This window comes from Flavobacterium sp. AC274, from assembly GCF_979258275.1.
Window position 1 is genome coordinate 5,392,832 of record NZ_OZ409852.1, and the last position, 15,052, is coordinate 5,407,883.

Here is a 15,052-nt window from a genome sequence, read left to right on the forward strand (position 1 = left end):
CGAATTAAATGAAGAAAATTTTTAATTTATTGTTATGTTTATTCCCCCTAATTACACTAAACGCTCAAATTAATGAGATTGGTGTTTTTCTTGGTGGAAGCAACTTTGTAGGTGATGTTGGTAAAACAAACTATATCGCTCCTGAAAAGTTAGCTTTTGGTATTTTATATAAATGGAACAAAAGTCCAAGACATTCGTACCGTTTTTCATATACACAATCTACTGTTACAGGAAACGATCGTGAATCTGAAGAAACAGGGCGAAGCAATCGAGGTTACAGATTTGAAAACAATGTTAAAGAACTTTCTGCCGGTTTAGAATTTAATTTTTTTGATTTTAATCTACATGACTATCATCCAAAAATTACTCCTTATATATATTCAGGATTAAGTTACTTTATGTACGATGAATTATATATTTCGGGAGGTCAAACCAGAAAAGATAAAAATTCAAGTTCAATTGCTATTCCTATAACGTTAGGAATCAAGTCAAATGTATCTCCTAATTTTGTTCTGGGCCTTGAAGTTGGAGCCCGTTATACCTTTACAGACGATATTGACGGAAGTAATCCTGGTAACGATGCCTTATCATCTTTACGATTTGGAAATTTAAATAATAACGATTGGTATGTCTTTACAGGTGTTACTTTAACTTATACCTTTGGACTAAAACCTTGCTATTGCGCAGAATAATAAAATGAACCTAATAGACTCTATAGACAAAACAAACTTACCTAAACATCTGGCCATAATCATGGACGGTAATGGTCGCTGGGCAAAACAACAAGGGTTCTTAAGAGCTTTTGGTCACGAAAATGGTACAAAATCAGTAAAAAAAACAATTACCACTTGTGCAAAACTTGGTATTGAGTATCTAACGCTCTATGCTTTTTCAACAGAAAACTGGAATCGCCCAAAATTAGAAGTTGAAGCTTTAATGAAAATATTAATCAATTCATTAAAAAAGAACTTGGCACTTTACAAGAAAACAATATCAGGCTTAATGCTATTGGAAATCTTGATAAATTACCAAAAACCGCTCAAAAAGAACTTCAGGACGTTATTGATAAAACAAAAAATAATACGCGCCTAACGCTAACATTGGCTTTAAGTTACGGATCACGAGAAGAATTGGTAAATGCCGTTAGAATCATCAGTGATAAAGTTAAAAATAATATAATTTCAATAGACACTATTGACGATTCAATTATAAATGAGCATCTTTACACGCAAAATTTACCTGACGTAGATTTATTAATACGAACAAGTGGAGAACATAGAATAAGTAATTTTTTGCTATGGCAGATTGCCTACGCAGAACTATATTTTACTAATGTCTTGTGGCCAGACTTTAAAGATCAAGATTTATATGAGGCTATTATTAGTTATCAAAAAGAGAACGTAGATTTGGAAAAACCAGTGAACAAATTAAATAATTTTTTAGTGTTACAAAAAAGAATACAAATAGTCCTTACCCTACTTCTTTTGGGTAGTTTTTCACAAATAAAAGCACAAGAAAGAGTTCCTTTTGATCAGGGAAAAAAATACATTCTTGCTAAAGTTTCTGTTGTTGGTAAAATAAGCTTCAATGAACAAACCGTTGTTACCTTTTCAGGTCTTCAAAAAGGACAGGAAATAGCCGTTCCCGGTGAAGAAATCAGTGGTGCAATTAAAAAACTGGGCAAACTTGGACTTTTTGATGAAATTGCTTTCTACGTAAATAAAATTGATAATGATAGTATTTATCTTGACTTAAATATTGTTGAACTTCCTAAACTAAACGAGGTAAAATTTGTTGGTATCAAGAAAAGTAAAGTCGAAGGATTAATTAAGGATAACAATTTAACCAAAAATAAAATTGTAAACGAAAACTTAATTACAACGACCAAAAATTACATTGAAAATAAATATAAAAAAGAAGGTTATTATAATACAAAAGTTACTATTACAAATACACCTGCTGACACTACCGGTGGAAATCAGGTCAATATGCTTGTTCGCGTAGACAAAGGCGATAAAGTAAAAATTAGTAAAATCGACTTCATTGGCAATGAAAAGCTTACTGATAATCAGTTAAGAGCAGCAATGAAGGACACTAAACAAAAAAACTTTCTGCGTATTCTAAAAAAGTCAAAATTTATTCCTGAAAAATACAAAGCCGATTTAGAAAAGGTTGTTGCTACTTACAAGGAAAAAGGATATCGTGATGCTCGTATTATTTATGATTCTGTTACCTATAATAAGGAGAAGAATATGCTAGCTATAAAAATCAATATGGAGGAAGGAAATAAATACTACTTCGGAAATATTAAATTTTTAGGAAATACAGTATATTCAGATCAACTGTTGAACCGTTATTTAGGAATTAAAAAAGGTGAAACATATAACGGCGTTTTACTTGAAAAAAGAATTGCTGATAAAACAAAACCAGATGCAGAAGATATTACAAACTTATACCAAAACAATGGTTATTTGTTTTCTAATATCAATGCTGTAGAGGTAAGAACAGTTAATGACACTATCGATTTTGAAATTAGAGTTACCGAAGGTCCTATCGCTTACTTTAATAAAATATCAGTTGTAGGAAATGACAAAACAAACGATCATGTTATTTACCGCGAATTAAGAACTAAACCGGGAGAAAAATATAGTAAAGAACAATTAGTTAGAACTATTCGTGAAATTGGACAATTAGGATTTTTTGATCCTGAAGCTATCGATCCAAAATTCAAAAATGTTGATGCAGCTGCAGGAACAGTTGATATTGAATATCACGTAGTAGAAAAAGGATCCAGCCAGGTTGAACTTCAGGGTGGTTACGGTGGAGGTGGTTTCATTGGTACTTTAGGACTTTCGTTTAATAACTTCTCTGTAAGAAATATATTTAAGAAAGAAGCCTATAGACCTTTACCAATGGGAGATGGTCAAAAAGTATCTCTTCGTTTACAAGGAAGTACATATTTCCAAACGTATAGTTTATCATTCTCTGAACCATGGTTTGGAGGTAAAAAACCGGTACAATTTAGCTCATCAATTTCTTATAGTACGCAATTTCTTAATAATTATATAACCCGAGATGTTGATAAGAGCAAAAGTTTTAATATTTTTACAGTCCAGGTTGGGCTTGCTAAAAGACTAACAGTGCCGGATGATTATTTTGTGTTATCACAATCTATCAGTTATCAGCATTATGATTTAAATAATTATAATACAGGTTTATTTACCTTTGGTAACGGAGCGTCAAGAAACTTAGCTTATACTATCGGAATTTCAAGAAGTAATAAAGGGGTTAACCCAATATTCCCAACTTATGGTTCTGAATTTAGTATCTCTGCAAAAGTGACACCACCATATTCATTGTTTAATGGAATTAACTATTCAGATTTACAAAATCAAAAGGAATATAAAACGAAATATACAGGAACAGAAGTAATTTCAGGTGCAGATGGGCAGCCAATTAGCCCTGGAGATTACACAAAAACTGAAACAGTAAACGGAACATCCGGTACTGTAGGTGTAGGATCTGATTATGGAAGCGCTGATACTGATGTTGGAAAAGTTGACCAAAAGAAATACAACTGGTTAGAATACTATAAAGTTAAATTTAAAGCAGACTGGTATACTAAAGTATATGGCAAATTAGTTTTAAGAACATTAACAGAATTTGGTTTCTTAGGAGCATATGATCAGTCAAGAGGTGTTGTACCTTTCGAACGTTTTTATTTAGGAGGAGATGGAATGGCCAACTATTCTATGGATGGTAGAGAAACTATTCAGTTAAGAGGTTACCCAAATAACTCATTAACGCCGGTGAATTCAGCCGGAGATCAAATTGGAGCAACTATTTATAATAAATTCTCAATGGAGTTACGTTATCCAATTACGTTAAAAGCATCAGCATCTATTTATGCTTTGACCTTCTTGGAAGCAGGATCATCATATCCAACTTTTAAAGATTATAACCCATTTGATTTAAATCGTTCTGCCGGTGTTGGTTTACGTGTATTTATGCCTGCATTTGGATTATTAGGTATTGACTTTGGTTATGGATTTGACGCTCTGCCAGGATCTGTTACAAATAAAGCAAATGGATGGGAAACACACTTTATCATTGGGCAACAATTTTAGTGTAGTTTTTAGTACAAATTTTATTACATTTGGCTAAAAATTTCAAAATAAAGTAATGTTATGAGAAAACAATTTTTATTTATATTTTTAGCCTTGGTTGTAGCTTCTACAAGTCAAGCGCAGACAAGGACGACTAGGATTGGCTACATCGACATGGAATATATTTTAGAAAATGTTTCCGATTATAAGGAAGCAAAAGCCCAATTAGAGTTAAAAGCTCAAAAATGGAAACAAGAAATAGAAGCCAAGAAACTAGAAATCAATAAACTCAAAGAAAATCTTAAAGCCGAAAAAGCTTTACTTACTAAGGAGCTTATTGATGAAAGAGAAAGTGAAATTAAATTTCAGGAAGATGAAATGATGGACTATCAGCAAAAGCAATTTGGTGCTGATGGAAATTTAATTCGACATAAAGCAGCGTTAGCAAAACCTATACAAGATCAGGTTTTTACAGCTGTTCAGGATATTGCAGAAGCCAAAAACTATGATTTTGTTTTTGACAAGTCATCTGATTTAACAATGCTTTTTAGTAATAAAAGATTTGACATTAGTGATCAGGTTATACGTGTACTAAACAGAACTGATAAGCGAGAGCAATTGACTAAAAAACAATTGAAAGAGCAAGAAGTTAAAGAGAGCCGGGAAAATGCCATTGACGAAAATCCTGAAATGGCAGAAAGACAAAAGGTATTAGATGAAAGAAAGGCTGTAAGAGAAAAATTGATCGAAGACAGAAGGCTGGAACAAGAAGCTAAGAAAAAAGAATATGAAGACAGAAGAAAAGCGATCTTAGCAGAAAGAGAAGCCAAAAAAATGGCACGGTTTCTGAACCAGCTAAAACAGAAGAAACAAAAACTGACGCTACAGCAAAACCTTCTTCAACAACAACCGAGCCCGCAGCTACAACGACGACACCAACAAATACTGCCGCTGACGCAGCAGCAGCCAAGGCCGAAGAAAGACAGAAGATTTACGAACAGAGAAAAAAGAGTTAGAAGACAGAAAGAAGAAAATTTTAGAAGAACGAGAGGCAGCTAAAAAAGCAAAAGAAGCCGAAACACAGAAAACAAATACGACCGATAATTAATTAATATTTTTTAAAAATGATGAAACAAATCAAAACTTTACTAATTGCTGCGATACTAGTTTTAGGAGCAAGTAACACAATGAATGCACAAGCTAAAGTAGCTCATGTTGATGTTAGCGAGATTATGTCGAAAATGCCTGCAATGCTTGATGCTCAAAATCAACTACAAAAATTAAGTGGTACATACGATACTGAATACAAGAAAATGGTTGATGAATATCAAGTAAAAATCAAAAAGTATGAGGCTGAAGCTGCTACTGTAACTGAAGCTGTAAACGGTGAGCGTTCTAAAGAAGTTCAAGACATGCAAAAAAGAATTGTTGACTATAGAGACAATGCACAAAAAGAACTACAACAAAAAGAAACTGACATCGTAAAACCATTAATGGAAAAAGTAAGAGCTTCTATCCAAAAAGTTGGAAAAGCTAAAGGTTTCCAATATGTATTAGATGGTTCTACTCTTTTATTAGCTGATGGTCCAAACATTACTGCTGATGTTAAAAAAGATTTAGGATTCTAAGAAATAATCTTATTATTAAAATGGCTCAACTTAAAAGTTGAGCCATTTTTTTTGCCACTATAATTTTATTTTTACTCCTCCGTTTATAGTAAAACCTTCTATATCTATGCATCCATATATCACCAAAAGTTGGTGCACTGTGCGGATCATTTACAACTCATTTATAGTTACTTTGTTTAGTATCTGTAAAATTTTTAAAGTTGAAAAAGAAAATTTTACCATAATATTTTTTTAACCATAAATCTAAATTCCCGGTAAGCAGGAGTTTTGCATACCATTGTATAAAAATTGCTCATCTGTAAAATATCCTTCCAATCCCATTTTAAAATTATTCTCTTTCTCGTAAATCAAGGCCAGATTAACTTTATTTATAGGCATTAAAGGCAAAACCTGATCGCTGGTTAGATACTTCGCTTTTGCATCAGTAAAAGTATAAGATGCTTTTGAAATTGAAAACCAAATTAATTTCATGTCACAAAACAACAAGATATCCAAGTATTTCTCAACAAATAAAAAAAGGAGTAATAAAACTCCTTTTGTACATTATGATTTTCTTAAATTCCCGGGCATAGAGTTGTTACTGGAACACAATCCCAAAGTAGATTCCCGTTACTATCTTCCCCACGATAACAAACTTTACCAACCGGACAATAAGGAGCGCTTCCACCATTAATACTTTTAAGTTCTTCTTTTGATAATTTTTCGCAATTTTTAATAAATTTCATAGTTATAGTTATTTAAGGTTAATTGTAAATATAGTACTTTTTTTACATTTTCTTAACCGTTTTATTTAGCATCTAAATTGTAGAAAAACATAGAAATATGTAACTTTGTTCTATGACAAACAACAATCCTATAGGCGTTTTTGATTCCGGTATTGGAGGAACTTCCATTTGGAGCGCCATTCACGAACTACTTCCCAACGAAAAAACCATTTATTTAGCAGACAATAAAAATGCTCCTTATGGCCAGAGAACCAAAGAAGAGATTGTTGCTTTAAGTAAAAAAAATGTTGACTTTTTAATCGAAAATAACTGTAAACTAATTGTTGTTGCCTGCAATACTGCAACCACAAATGCTATTAGGGAACTTCGTGCTGATTATGATATTCCTTTTATTGGGATTGAACCGGCAATAAAACCGGCAGCTAATAATTCAAAAACCCAGGTTATCGGAATTTTAGCTACACAAGGAACTTTGAACAGCGAATTGTTTAATAAAACAGCCGAAATGTTTCAAAACACAACCATAATTGAACAAGTAGGTCATGGATTGGTACAGCTTATTGAAGATGGAAATTTGAATTCTCCTGAAATGACTGATCTGTTAGAAACTTACTTGCGACCTATGATTGATGCAAATATTGATTACCTGGTTTTAGGCTGCAGTCATTATCCGTATTTGATTCCTCAGATTAAAAAAATTCTTCCGGAGCATATTCAGATTATTGATTCCGGAGAAGCGGTTGCTCGACAAACTCAAAATGTGCTGCGCGAAAAAGTTGGTTTTTCTGATGAAGGAGAAAGCGAACCTGTATTTTATGCAAATGCAAATCCTTCTGTTTTAAAATCAATTTTGAATGACAAATATGAAGTAATACAAAAGGATTTTTAAGTCACTATTCTATTTTTCGCTTGACGAACCAAATTCCGTCTAAAGACAAATTAAGGGATATTTTATGATAATTTTCTTTTATCAGATTTTCTGAAACTTTTCCTTTTTGTCCATAAGAATAGGAAATATTTAAGGCAGAAAAAGTATTTTCTATTGGTAATGTAAGCCCGATAGAAATTGATGCGTTATTAACTCTTTTTCCATCAACTTCAAGGTAACCGGTGTCAAAATTGGCTCCTGCAGCATATTGAACCCGATCCCAATATCTTCTGATATTTTTTTGGCGCTATATGTAAATCCAAGTGCAAATCGGTCCTGATTAACAAAATCTCCGTATAACTCAGATTGATTGGTATTCTTCCAAAGGCTTTTTCATAATCTGCAGTCATATTTAGATTATTCTTAAAACGTTTGCTAATTCCAACTCCTATTTCTAAAGGCATATAATAATCATCTGCATCTGAAGCAACATCCGATTCTACCGTAGAAACAACCTCATTGGTTAAAGTTTCGACACTTTGCACTTTTGTAGCTTTAACCTTTGTTGGCAATTTAAAAGTCGATGCAATTGTAAAAGTTGAATCAATTTGATATTGAGTACCTAAAGTTGCGCGTAAACCACTATAATCTGTTTTTTTACTAATACTTGTAATAGAATTTGAGATCAGATAACTCCTGTCATCTGTTGTATTACCAAACAAAACAGTGGCTGAAGCTCCAACGGATATTTTTGTTCCAATTCTATAACCATAAGAAAAATCAAAATTATTTAATCCGCCAGAACCCGCCGCTGTTAAGTAATAATATTCCTGACTATCTGAGATAGGCAATTTTAAATTTGAGATTTTAAACGTCGCACTTGAATATGGTCGCAAAGCCACACTAAATCCTGATTTTTTTGTAACCGGAAAAGCAAAAGCGATATGAGAAAACTGAAAATTATTTCTTTTTTCAGATCTTGATCCGCTTTCATAAGTTGTCGCAATTGCTTTTCCTCCAATATCAAACATAAAATGATTTAGAGGCAAGTAAGCTAATGAAGCAGGATTTAAATTATTAATAAAGAGATTTGAAGGCAAGGCTATTCCTGATGAACCAATAGATGGAATCGAACCAAAATCAGAGTCATACAAACTTCCTAAACCATATAATGAATAAGGAGAACTTGAAATACTTTGAGAAAATGCAGTTAGCGACATTAGAATGAAGCAACTTAAAAAAATTATTTTATTTTTCATCTAATATGAGATATAATAAACTTTTAGTTGAATTTTATTGTTTGCGTGCTTTTGGTCTCCTAACACAATTCTGTCTACAGATTTAGAAATTCCGGGCAATGTCAAAATAAGAGAAGATTTTGAATCAGATGTTTTCCACATTTCTTTTTGAAGAAACCCTCCTATCGGAATTGTATAACCAACATTTTCATTGAACTCGTCACTTTTTTGGTTTAATGTTCCATACACTGAACTTCCTGCAGAATTTAATAAAGTTGCACTAATTCGGTTTAAATTATCGGCTACATATACACGTAATGAATCTTCTAAAGGATATTGTTCTGAATAAGAATTATTAACCGGTTTTAAAATCAATTGGGCATCGACAATTGCACCTTTTTCTGAAATGTATTTGAGCTGTTTTATATTTGGAAAATCAATCCGGCAGGCCACTCCTGCTCCTGATTGAATATACCCTTGCCTGTTTGTTAATGTACTGGATAATTTACTGCTCGAAATGGGTAAATTTTGAATTACCGTTCCAGTTTTATCTGAGGAAATAGAGTTGAACTGCTTTGAAACATCTGCAATGGTAAAGTCTATATAATACGAGGTTTCATCGTCGCTCTGATATTTGGAATAATACATCCTGACGACACTTGTAGTGGCATTAAAACCAATTACACTCGAAGAATTATCAATATTAGGAACCAAAACAAGTCCTTTTAAATATTCTGTTAAGTTTGTTAGCCCCGTAATCTCTCTTTTTTTAATTTTCTGAAAAAGCTCACTTCCAAATGTAGCATCCATTTTAATGTTAATCGAATCTTTTTCTGTTGGTCTGGGTTTATAGGCGATAGTTCCAAGACTTTCGGTTCCATAACTCAAAGTCGAGTTATTATAAAAACTATCATCGTCTGTATTTGGTTTTACTGTCTGGGTAATTCTATGAATATCAAACGTTTGAACTTTTGTTGTATCTCCATAATAGTAATTATCATATTTTAAGATCATCGAAATAGAATCGAAAACATAATTTACAGCTTCAGTATCAGAACCTGTACTTTCAAGAGTATAAGAACTTCCTGCTAATTGAAAATAGCTGTTTGATTTTATTTTCCCGAATAGAGGATCTTCATAATTACCAATTAAAATTCGGCTTTGACTTGAGGTTACAAGTGAATCAAAGTTTATGGTAGACATTTCGACCGTTACGGTATCAATTAAAATTACTTTATTGCTTACCGCCAAATAATCAGACCCAACAACAAACTCACCCGCATCTGTATCGGTACCGCATGAAATTATTGTAAGTGCAAAAACCAACATCAATATATACTTATGCATAATCTTATTTTTTGAACAAATATAAAATGCACTCTTCTGCACTACACTATAACATATACAGTCTTGCCATTTTAGCCTATAAATAGCAAAAAATCATCTACGATAGGTTTCGTCAAACAAATAATTGGTTCAGCCATAAAAAAGGGTATTTAGTCTATCAAAAAGAGCCATACATATATCTTCTTTTTTTAAAACCATTAGGCACCTACTTTTGAACCAATAATTAAGTAATGAAAATAAGGCTTATAATAGGTTCTCTTTTTTTGATTTCGTTTTTGAATATGGAAGCTCAGGAAAAATTTTCAGCAAATGCAAATTTGAAAACTGAGCCAACGGATAAAATAGATTTTAATGAAACTGGTATAAGTGTGTCATTTAGTACAGCAATCAATTCGAAAAACAAAATAAAGAACACAGTAGAATATTCGAATTTGAAGGTGAATTATGACGCTGGAAGTTTTGAAGCATTTGAAAATCCGGATCAATTTAGTCAGTTGAAGAATAAATTTGAAATTTCACACGAAATTTCAAATACTAAACTGAATCTTGCTTTGATACCAACGGCAAATTTTCAAAAGACTCTTGATTTTTCTGATGTAACGCTCTTAGGAAGTTTTGAAATAAGTCAGCAGTTAAATTTGAAGACCAATATAAATGTTGGTGTTGCAAGAACAGCAATATTTGGTTATCCGCAATTCCTGCCCACTTTATCCGTACAATATAAAGTAAACGATAAAAGTGCCTTGATGATTGGATTTCCGGATTCGAAGATTTCGTATTCTAATAATATTCGAAATGCATTTAGCCTGACGAATAGTTTTAATGGTACTTTTTATAATCTGGATCATACGCTTATTGCTAATAATGGAACAAAAATTAGCACATCGCAAATGACATCTGCTTTTGAATATGAAAGAAATGTCGATAAAAATTGGTTTATAAATTTTAAGGCAGGTTACGATTTTAATAAAAAATACAACATTATCGACAACGAGAATCATAAGGTTTATGATTTTAATACCGGAAACGGTTACATTTTAGGCATTGGCATCAAATACAAACAATAAATAAATTTAATACACTATGATGAATAATTTAAAAAATGGAATATTATTCGCCGCATTATTTTCGAGCCTCTTTTTTATAGGGTGCAGTAATAGTGATGACGATGATGATTTAATTGGAAACTGGATTAAAAAATCAGCATTTGATGGACCGGCAAGATCTAGTGCCACTAGTTTTGTTATTGGTGATTATGCTTATATAGCGACAGGCTATACAGGAGATGAGTATTTAAAAGATTTATGGGCTTACAATTCAACTGGTGACTATTGGGAACAAAAAGCAGACTTTATTGGTATAGGAAGAAGTTCGGCTTCTAGTTTTACCCTTAACGATAAAGGTTATGTTGGAATTGGTTATGACGGAACAAATAAACTGAAAGATTTTTACCAATACGATCCAACAAGTAATGCATGGACTCAAAAAACTGATTTTGCAGGTACAGCGCGTTACGCAGCGGTAGGTTTTCAGGTAGGCGGAAAAGCTTATATTGGAACTGGTTATGATGGAAATTATTTGAAAGATTTTTATCAATACGATGATCAGGCAAATACATGGACTCTTGTAAATGGTTTTAGCGGAAACAAAAGACGTAATGCTACTGTTTTTATAATTGATAATAAAGCTTATCTGGCAACCGGAATCAACAATGGTGTTTATCAGGAAGATTTTTGGCAATTTGATCCTGCTACAGATGTCTGGACTCGTAAAAGAGATATCGATCAGGATGATGACGATGATGATTCATTCAATGATGATTATGCAATTGTCCGTTCAAATGCTTCCGCTTTTTCAATGAACAATTTAGGTTATATTGTTGGTGGTGAAAGTGTAAAAACAGTTTGGGAATACAATCCTACAACAGATCTTTGGGTAGAAAGAACTCCAATGGAAGGCGCTACAAGAACCGACGCAGTTGGTTTTGCAATTAACAACAGAGGTTTCTACATGTTAGGTAGAATAGGTACTACTTATTTTGATGATGCATGGGAGTTCAAACCTTTAGACGAACAAAATGACGATGATAATTAATATGAAAAAACAATTCTTCTGGAGTAAAATCCAGAAGAATTTATTGTTTCTTTTTCTGCTTTTGCAAATTATAGCCTGCACAAGAAACGAAACACTCAAAACGGAATCTTTCAAAACAACTTCGGGCTGGGGATATTCAATTGCTTACAAAAACAAAACAATAATCAAACAATCTATTATTCCTGTTATAAACGATACAAAAAGTTTTTCGACAGAAGAAGATGCATTAAAAGTAGGAAAGCTGGTGGCGCAAAAACTCAAAGAGAACAATTCGCCAACAGTAACGAAAAATGATTTAATTTTATTAAAAATAAAATTCTAAATGAACATAGGCAGCATCAAAAATACCAGCTCAAACAAAATTTTATTCCATAGTATTATATGGACTTTCTTTATCCTGACATCATTGATTCAGTTTTATGAAAGCCCTTTCAGGATCAATAACGATTTTTATGTACAATGGGCCACGGGAATTATTTTGTTCTATCTCAACTATTTTTATTTGGTGCCTGCCCTTCTTTTAGAAAAAAATACTGGCTTTATTTTGCCTTTGTTTTTGCTCTCATTTTTATTTTCATGGTTATCAGGATCAATTACTTTATTCCTGAATTTAACCATGTAAGACCTGCAAATATGCTGCCTCCTAAAATGATGCCCCGTGATCCGCATGATTTTGTTAGAAATGGCAGACATGTAGTTATGATGAGAAGACAGCCTTGGTTTTTTAAAATTGCACCTTCACTTTTCTATATTTTAATTATTACGATAAGTGCTATTATTAAAACACTAACTGAATTTTACAACAATCAACAAAACAAATTAATTGCCGAAACGCACAGAACAAATACTGAATTAATCTATTTGCGAAAACAAACCAATCCGCATTTTTTATTTAATTCTTTAAACAGTATTTATTCATTGGCACACAAGAAATCTGATTTGGTCCCTGATGCCATCGTGACATTATCAGAATTAATGCGCTACATGCTGTATGAAACTGATAATAAAACGGTGGCTTTAGAAAAAGAAATCAATTACATTCAAAACTACATCGAATTACAAAAGCTCCGCCTTAATAATATCGAAGACATTGTTATCAATGTTCACGGAAATACCAAAAATAAATTTATTGAGCCTTTGTTACTAATTTCATTTGTAGAAAATGCTTTTAAATACGGAACCGATTATAAAGGAGCGGCTCATGTAAAAATTAAGGTTTTTATATTAGATGATAATCTGGATTTCTGGATAGAAAACACCATTGAAAATTACGTTAAAGATCCTGATAATTCAGGAATTGGCTTAGTAAATATTCAAAACCGACTGGATTTGCTTTACCCAAATGCGCACGAACTTACTATTACACAAGACAATCAATATTACCGCGTGCACTTAAATTTAAAACTAGATAAAATTCAAACAGCAATAAGTTAATAATAAGGATTATGGATAGAAAAAAATTCATTCGAAATAGTATTTTAGGAATTGCTTCATTAGCAACAGCTACAAAAATGTTAGAATCTTGTTCTAAAAGCGACAATGACGATAATACTTCTGCTGATGGAAGCTGTACAGTATCTCCTTCTGAAACCAAAGGACCATTCCCTATAAAAACACCAAGTCAGCTAGTTTTAGAAAATATAAAATCAGACCGAATTGGAGTTGCATTGCTGATCAATTTAACTATTGAAAACCAAAGCAAAGATTGTGCACCTTTAGAAGGCGTTTTAGTCGATGTTTGGCATTGTGATAAAGACGGAAATTATTCTGAATACGGAGGAACTTCCATGCAGCAAACAGATTATACTTCTGTGCATTTTTTAAGAGGAAGACAAACTTCAGACGCAAATGGAGAAGTTTCGTTTATTTCAATTTTTCCAGGCTGGTATCAAGGTCGTGCTCCACATATACATGTTGAAGTTTTAAGTGCTTCAGGTTCTTCATTATTGGTAACGCAAATCGCATTTCCTGAAAATGTTGCCAGTGAAGTATATTCAAGTACAAATTATGCTTCTCATGGTCAGGCTGACACTTCAAACACATCAGACAATGTTTTTTCAGACAGCTTATCTGACGAATTAGCTACCTTAACAGGTAATTTGACGGATGGTTACACATTAAGCAAAACTATTACTGTAAAAGCATAATTTTATGATAATAGAAGGGTAATTTATGATAATTTTAAAACTTAATTCACTGGTTTGAAACTACTTTTGACTGCCAAAACAAATTTAAAAATCTAATTCCGAGCAAATGAAATGTGTAATTATAGACGATGAACCTTTAGCGGTTGAATTATTAGAAGATTTTGTTCGAAAAGTAGATTCACTAGAATTGGTAAGTACTTTTAACAATGCAATTGACGCCGTTTCCTTCATCAATCAAACCAATATAGATTTGATTTTTCTGGATATACAGATGCCCCATTTTTCGGGAATTGAATTTTTAAATACTATTGAAAAAAAGCCATTAATTATTTTTACAACTGCCTATTCAGACTATGCTGTTGAAGGATTTAATCTGGGCGCAGTTGATTATTTGGTAAAACCAATTCCGTTTCATCGCTTTTTAAAATCAGTAGTAAGAGCACAGCAAATTTTTAATCCAACAGCCACAGTTCAGGCCATTTCAGAAAACACTACAGCTCCGGAATTAGAACAGGATTTTATGTTTGTCAGGGCTGAATACGAAAATGTAAAAATGAATTTTGCTGATATTTTATTCATCGAAGGTTTAAAAGATTACGTAAAAATATATACTACAGATAATAAATTTACTTTAACCTTAATTAGTTTAATCAAATTAGAGAATCTGCTTTCCAGCAAAGGCTTCTCAAGAATTCACAGGTCTTATATCATCAATATAAAACACGTCAAATCTATCCAGAAAAATAAAGTTTTGATAAGTGACAAACGAATTCCGATTAGTGAAAGCTATAAAAATAGTTTTTTTGAAAGGATCAACTTATAAAGTTTAAAATTCCAAAATAAAAATAAATTCCAAATTCCAATTGAAGTTTGAACTTTCTGATTGGAATTTGGAATTT

The 15,052-nt window shown here is 32.4% G+C and carries 14 protein-coding genes and 2 pseudogenes; 12 read left to right on the plus strand and 4 right to left on the minus strand.

The window, feature by feature from the left end; all coding sequences use genetic code 11:
* Positions 1 to 8: 8 nt before the first annotated feature.
* From porG to ACZZZT_RS24365, 5 genes and pseudogenes are all read left to right on the plus strand, one after another.
* The gene (gene porG, locus ACZZZT_RS24345; RefSeq protein WP_073396873.1) at positions 9 to 692 is read left to right on the plus strand and encodes a type IX secretion system protein PorG; all 684 of its coding nucleotides are present in this window, start codon (positions 9 to 11) and stop codon (positions 690 to 692) included.
* A 4-nt stretch (positions 693 to 696) separates the two neighbouring features.
* Positions 697 to 1,435, plus strand: a pseudogene (locus tag ACZZZT_RS24350) (isoprenyl transferase).
* A 7-nt stretch (positions 1,436 to 1,442) separates the two neighbouring features.
* Complete coding sequence (locus tag ACZZZT_RS24355; RefSeq protein ID WP_463462244.1) at positions 1,443 to 4,127, plus strand: BamA/OMP85 family outer membrane protein; 2,685 nt, start codon at positions 1,443 to 1,445, stop codon at positions 4,125 to 4,127.
* A gap of 60 nt (positions 4,128 to 4,187) precedes the next feature.
* Positions 4,188 to 5,214: pseudogene (locus ACZZZT_RS24360) on the plus strand (OmpH/Skp family outer membrane protein).
* A 16-nt stretch (positions 5,215 to 5,230) separates the two neighbouring features.
* Complete coding sequence (locus ACZZZT_RS24365; protein ID WP_207384896.1) at positions 5,231 to 5,734, plus strand: OmpH/Skp family outer membrane protein; 504 nt, start codon at positions 5,231 to 5,233, stop codon at positions 5,732 to 5,734.
* Between the two features lie 243 nt (positions 5,735 to 5,977).
* On the opposite strand, the gene ACZZZT_RS24370 is transcribed toward ACZZZT_RS24365, so the two are convergent.
* A complete protein-coding gene (locus tag ACZZZT_RS24370) occupies positions 5,978 to 6,205 on the minus strand; it encodes a hypothetical protein (RefSeq protein ID WP_463462245.1) in 228 nt (75 codons plus the stop codon).
* Between the two features lie 83 nt (positions 6,206 to 6,288).
* The gene (locus tag ACZZZT_RS24375; RefSeq protein WP_117614823.1) at positions 6,289 to 6,459 is read right to left on the minus strand and encodes a bacteriocin-like protein; all 171 of its coding nucleotides are present in this window, start codon (positions 6,457 to 6,459) and stop codon (positions 6,289 to 6,291) included.
* A 112-nt stretch (positions 6,460 to 6,571) separates the two neighbouring features.
* Between ACZZZT_RS24375 and murI the strand changes: the two genes are divergently transcribed.
* On the plus strand, positions 6,572 to 7,348 hold the full coding sequence (gene murI / locus ACZZZT_RS24380) for a glutamate racemase (protein WP_042565676.1): 777 nt from the start codon (positions 6,572 to 6,574) through the stop codon (positions 7,346 to 7,348).
* Between the two features lie 224 nt (positions 7,349 to 7,572).
* Here the strand turns inward: murI and ACZZZT_RS24385 are convergent, their stop codons facing one another.
* Positions 7,573 to 8,547: a hypothetical protein gene (locus ACZZZT_RS24385; RefSeq protein ID WP_463462246.1), complete on the minus strand. Its 975-nt coding sequence runs from the start codon at positions 8,545 to 8,547 to the stop codon at positions 7,573 to 7,575.
* Positions 8,548 to 8,586: 39 nt separating this feature from the next.
* Positions 8,587 to 9,912, minus strand: a complete 1,326-nt coding sequence (locus ACZZZT_RS24390) for a DUF4270 family protein (RefSeq protein ID WP_463462247.1) — start codon at positions 9,910 to 9,912, stop codon at positions 8,587 to 8,589.
* Positions 9,913 to 10,142: 230 nt separating this feature from the next.
* Between ACZZZT_RS24390 and ACZZZT_RS24395 the strand changes: the two genes are divergently transcribed.
* From ACZZZT_RS24395 to ACZZZT_RS24420, 6 genes are all read left to right on the plus strand, one after another.
* Positions 10,143 to 10,979, plus strand: coding sequence for a DUF6268 family outer membrane beta-barrel protein (locus tag ACZZZT_RS24395; protein WP_463462248.1), 837 nt, complete (start codon positions 10,143 to 10,145; stop codon positions 10,977 to 10,979).
* Positions 10,980 to 10,998: 19 nt separating this feature from the next.
* Entirely contained in the window at positions 10,999 to 12,006 is a 1,008-nt protein-coding gene (locus ACZZZT_RS24400; RefSeq protein ID WP_463462498.1) for a Kelch repeat-containing protein, read from the plus strand.
* A gap of 1 nt (position 12,007) precedes the next feature.
* A complete protein-coding gene (locus ACZZZT_RS24405; protein ID WP_463462249.1) occupies positions 12,008 to 12,328 on the plus strand; it encodes a DUF4907 domain-containing protein in 321 nt (106 codons plus the stop codon).
* Between the two features lie 254 nt (positions 12,329 to 12,582).
* Positions 12,583 to 13,440, plus strand: a complete 858-nt coding sequence (locus ACZZZT_RS24410; protein ID WP_463462250.1) for a sensor histidine kinase — start codon at positions 12,583 to 12,585, stop codon at positions 13,438 to 13,440.
* A gap of 11 nt (positions 13,441 to 13,451) precedes the next feature.
* Positions 13,452 to 14,153: a dioxygenase family protein gene (locus tag ACZZZT_RS24415; RefSeq protein WP_463462251.1), complete on the plus strand. Its 702-nt coding sequence runs from the start codon at positions 13,452 to 13,454 to the stop codon at positions 14,151 to 14,153.
* Positions 14,154 to 14,259: 106 nt separating this feature from the next.
* Positions 14,260 to 14,976, plus strand: a complete 717-nt coding sequence (locus tag ACZZZT_RS24420; protein ID WP_042565669.1) for a LytR/AlgR family response regulator transcription factor — start codon at positions 14,260 to 14,262, stop codon at positions 14,974 to 14,976.
* Positions 14,977 to 15,052 lie beyond the last annotated feature (76 nt).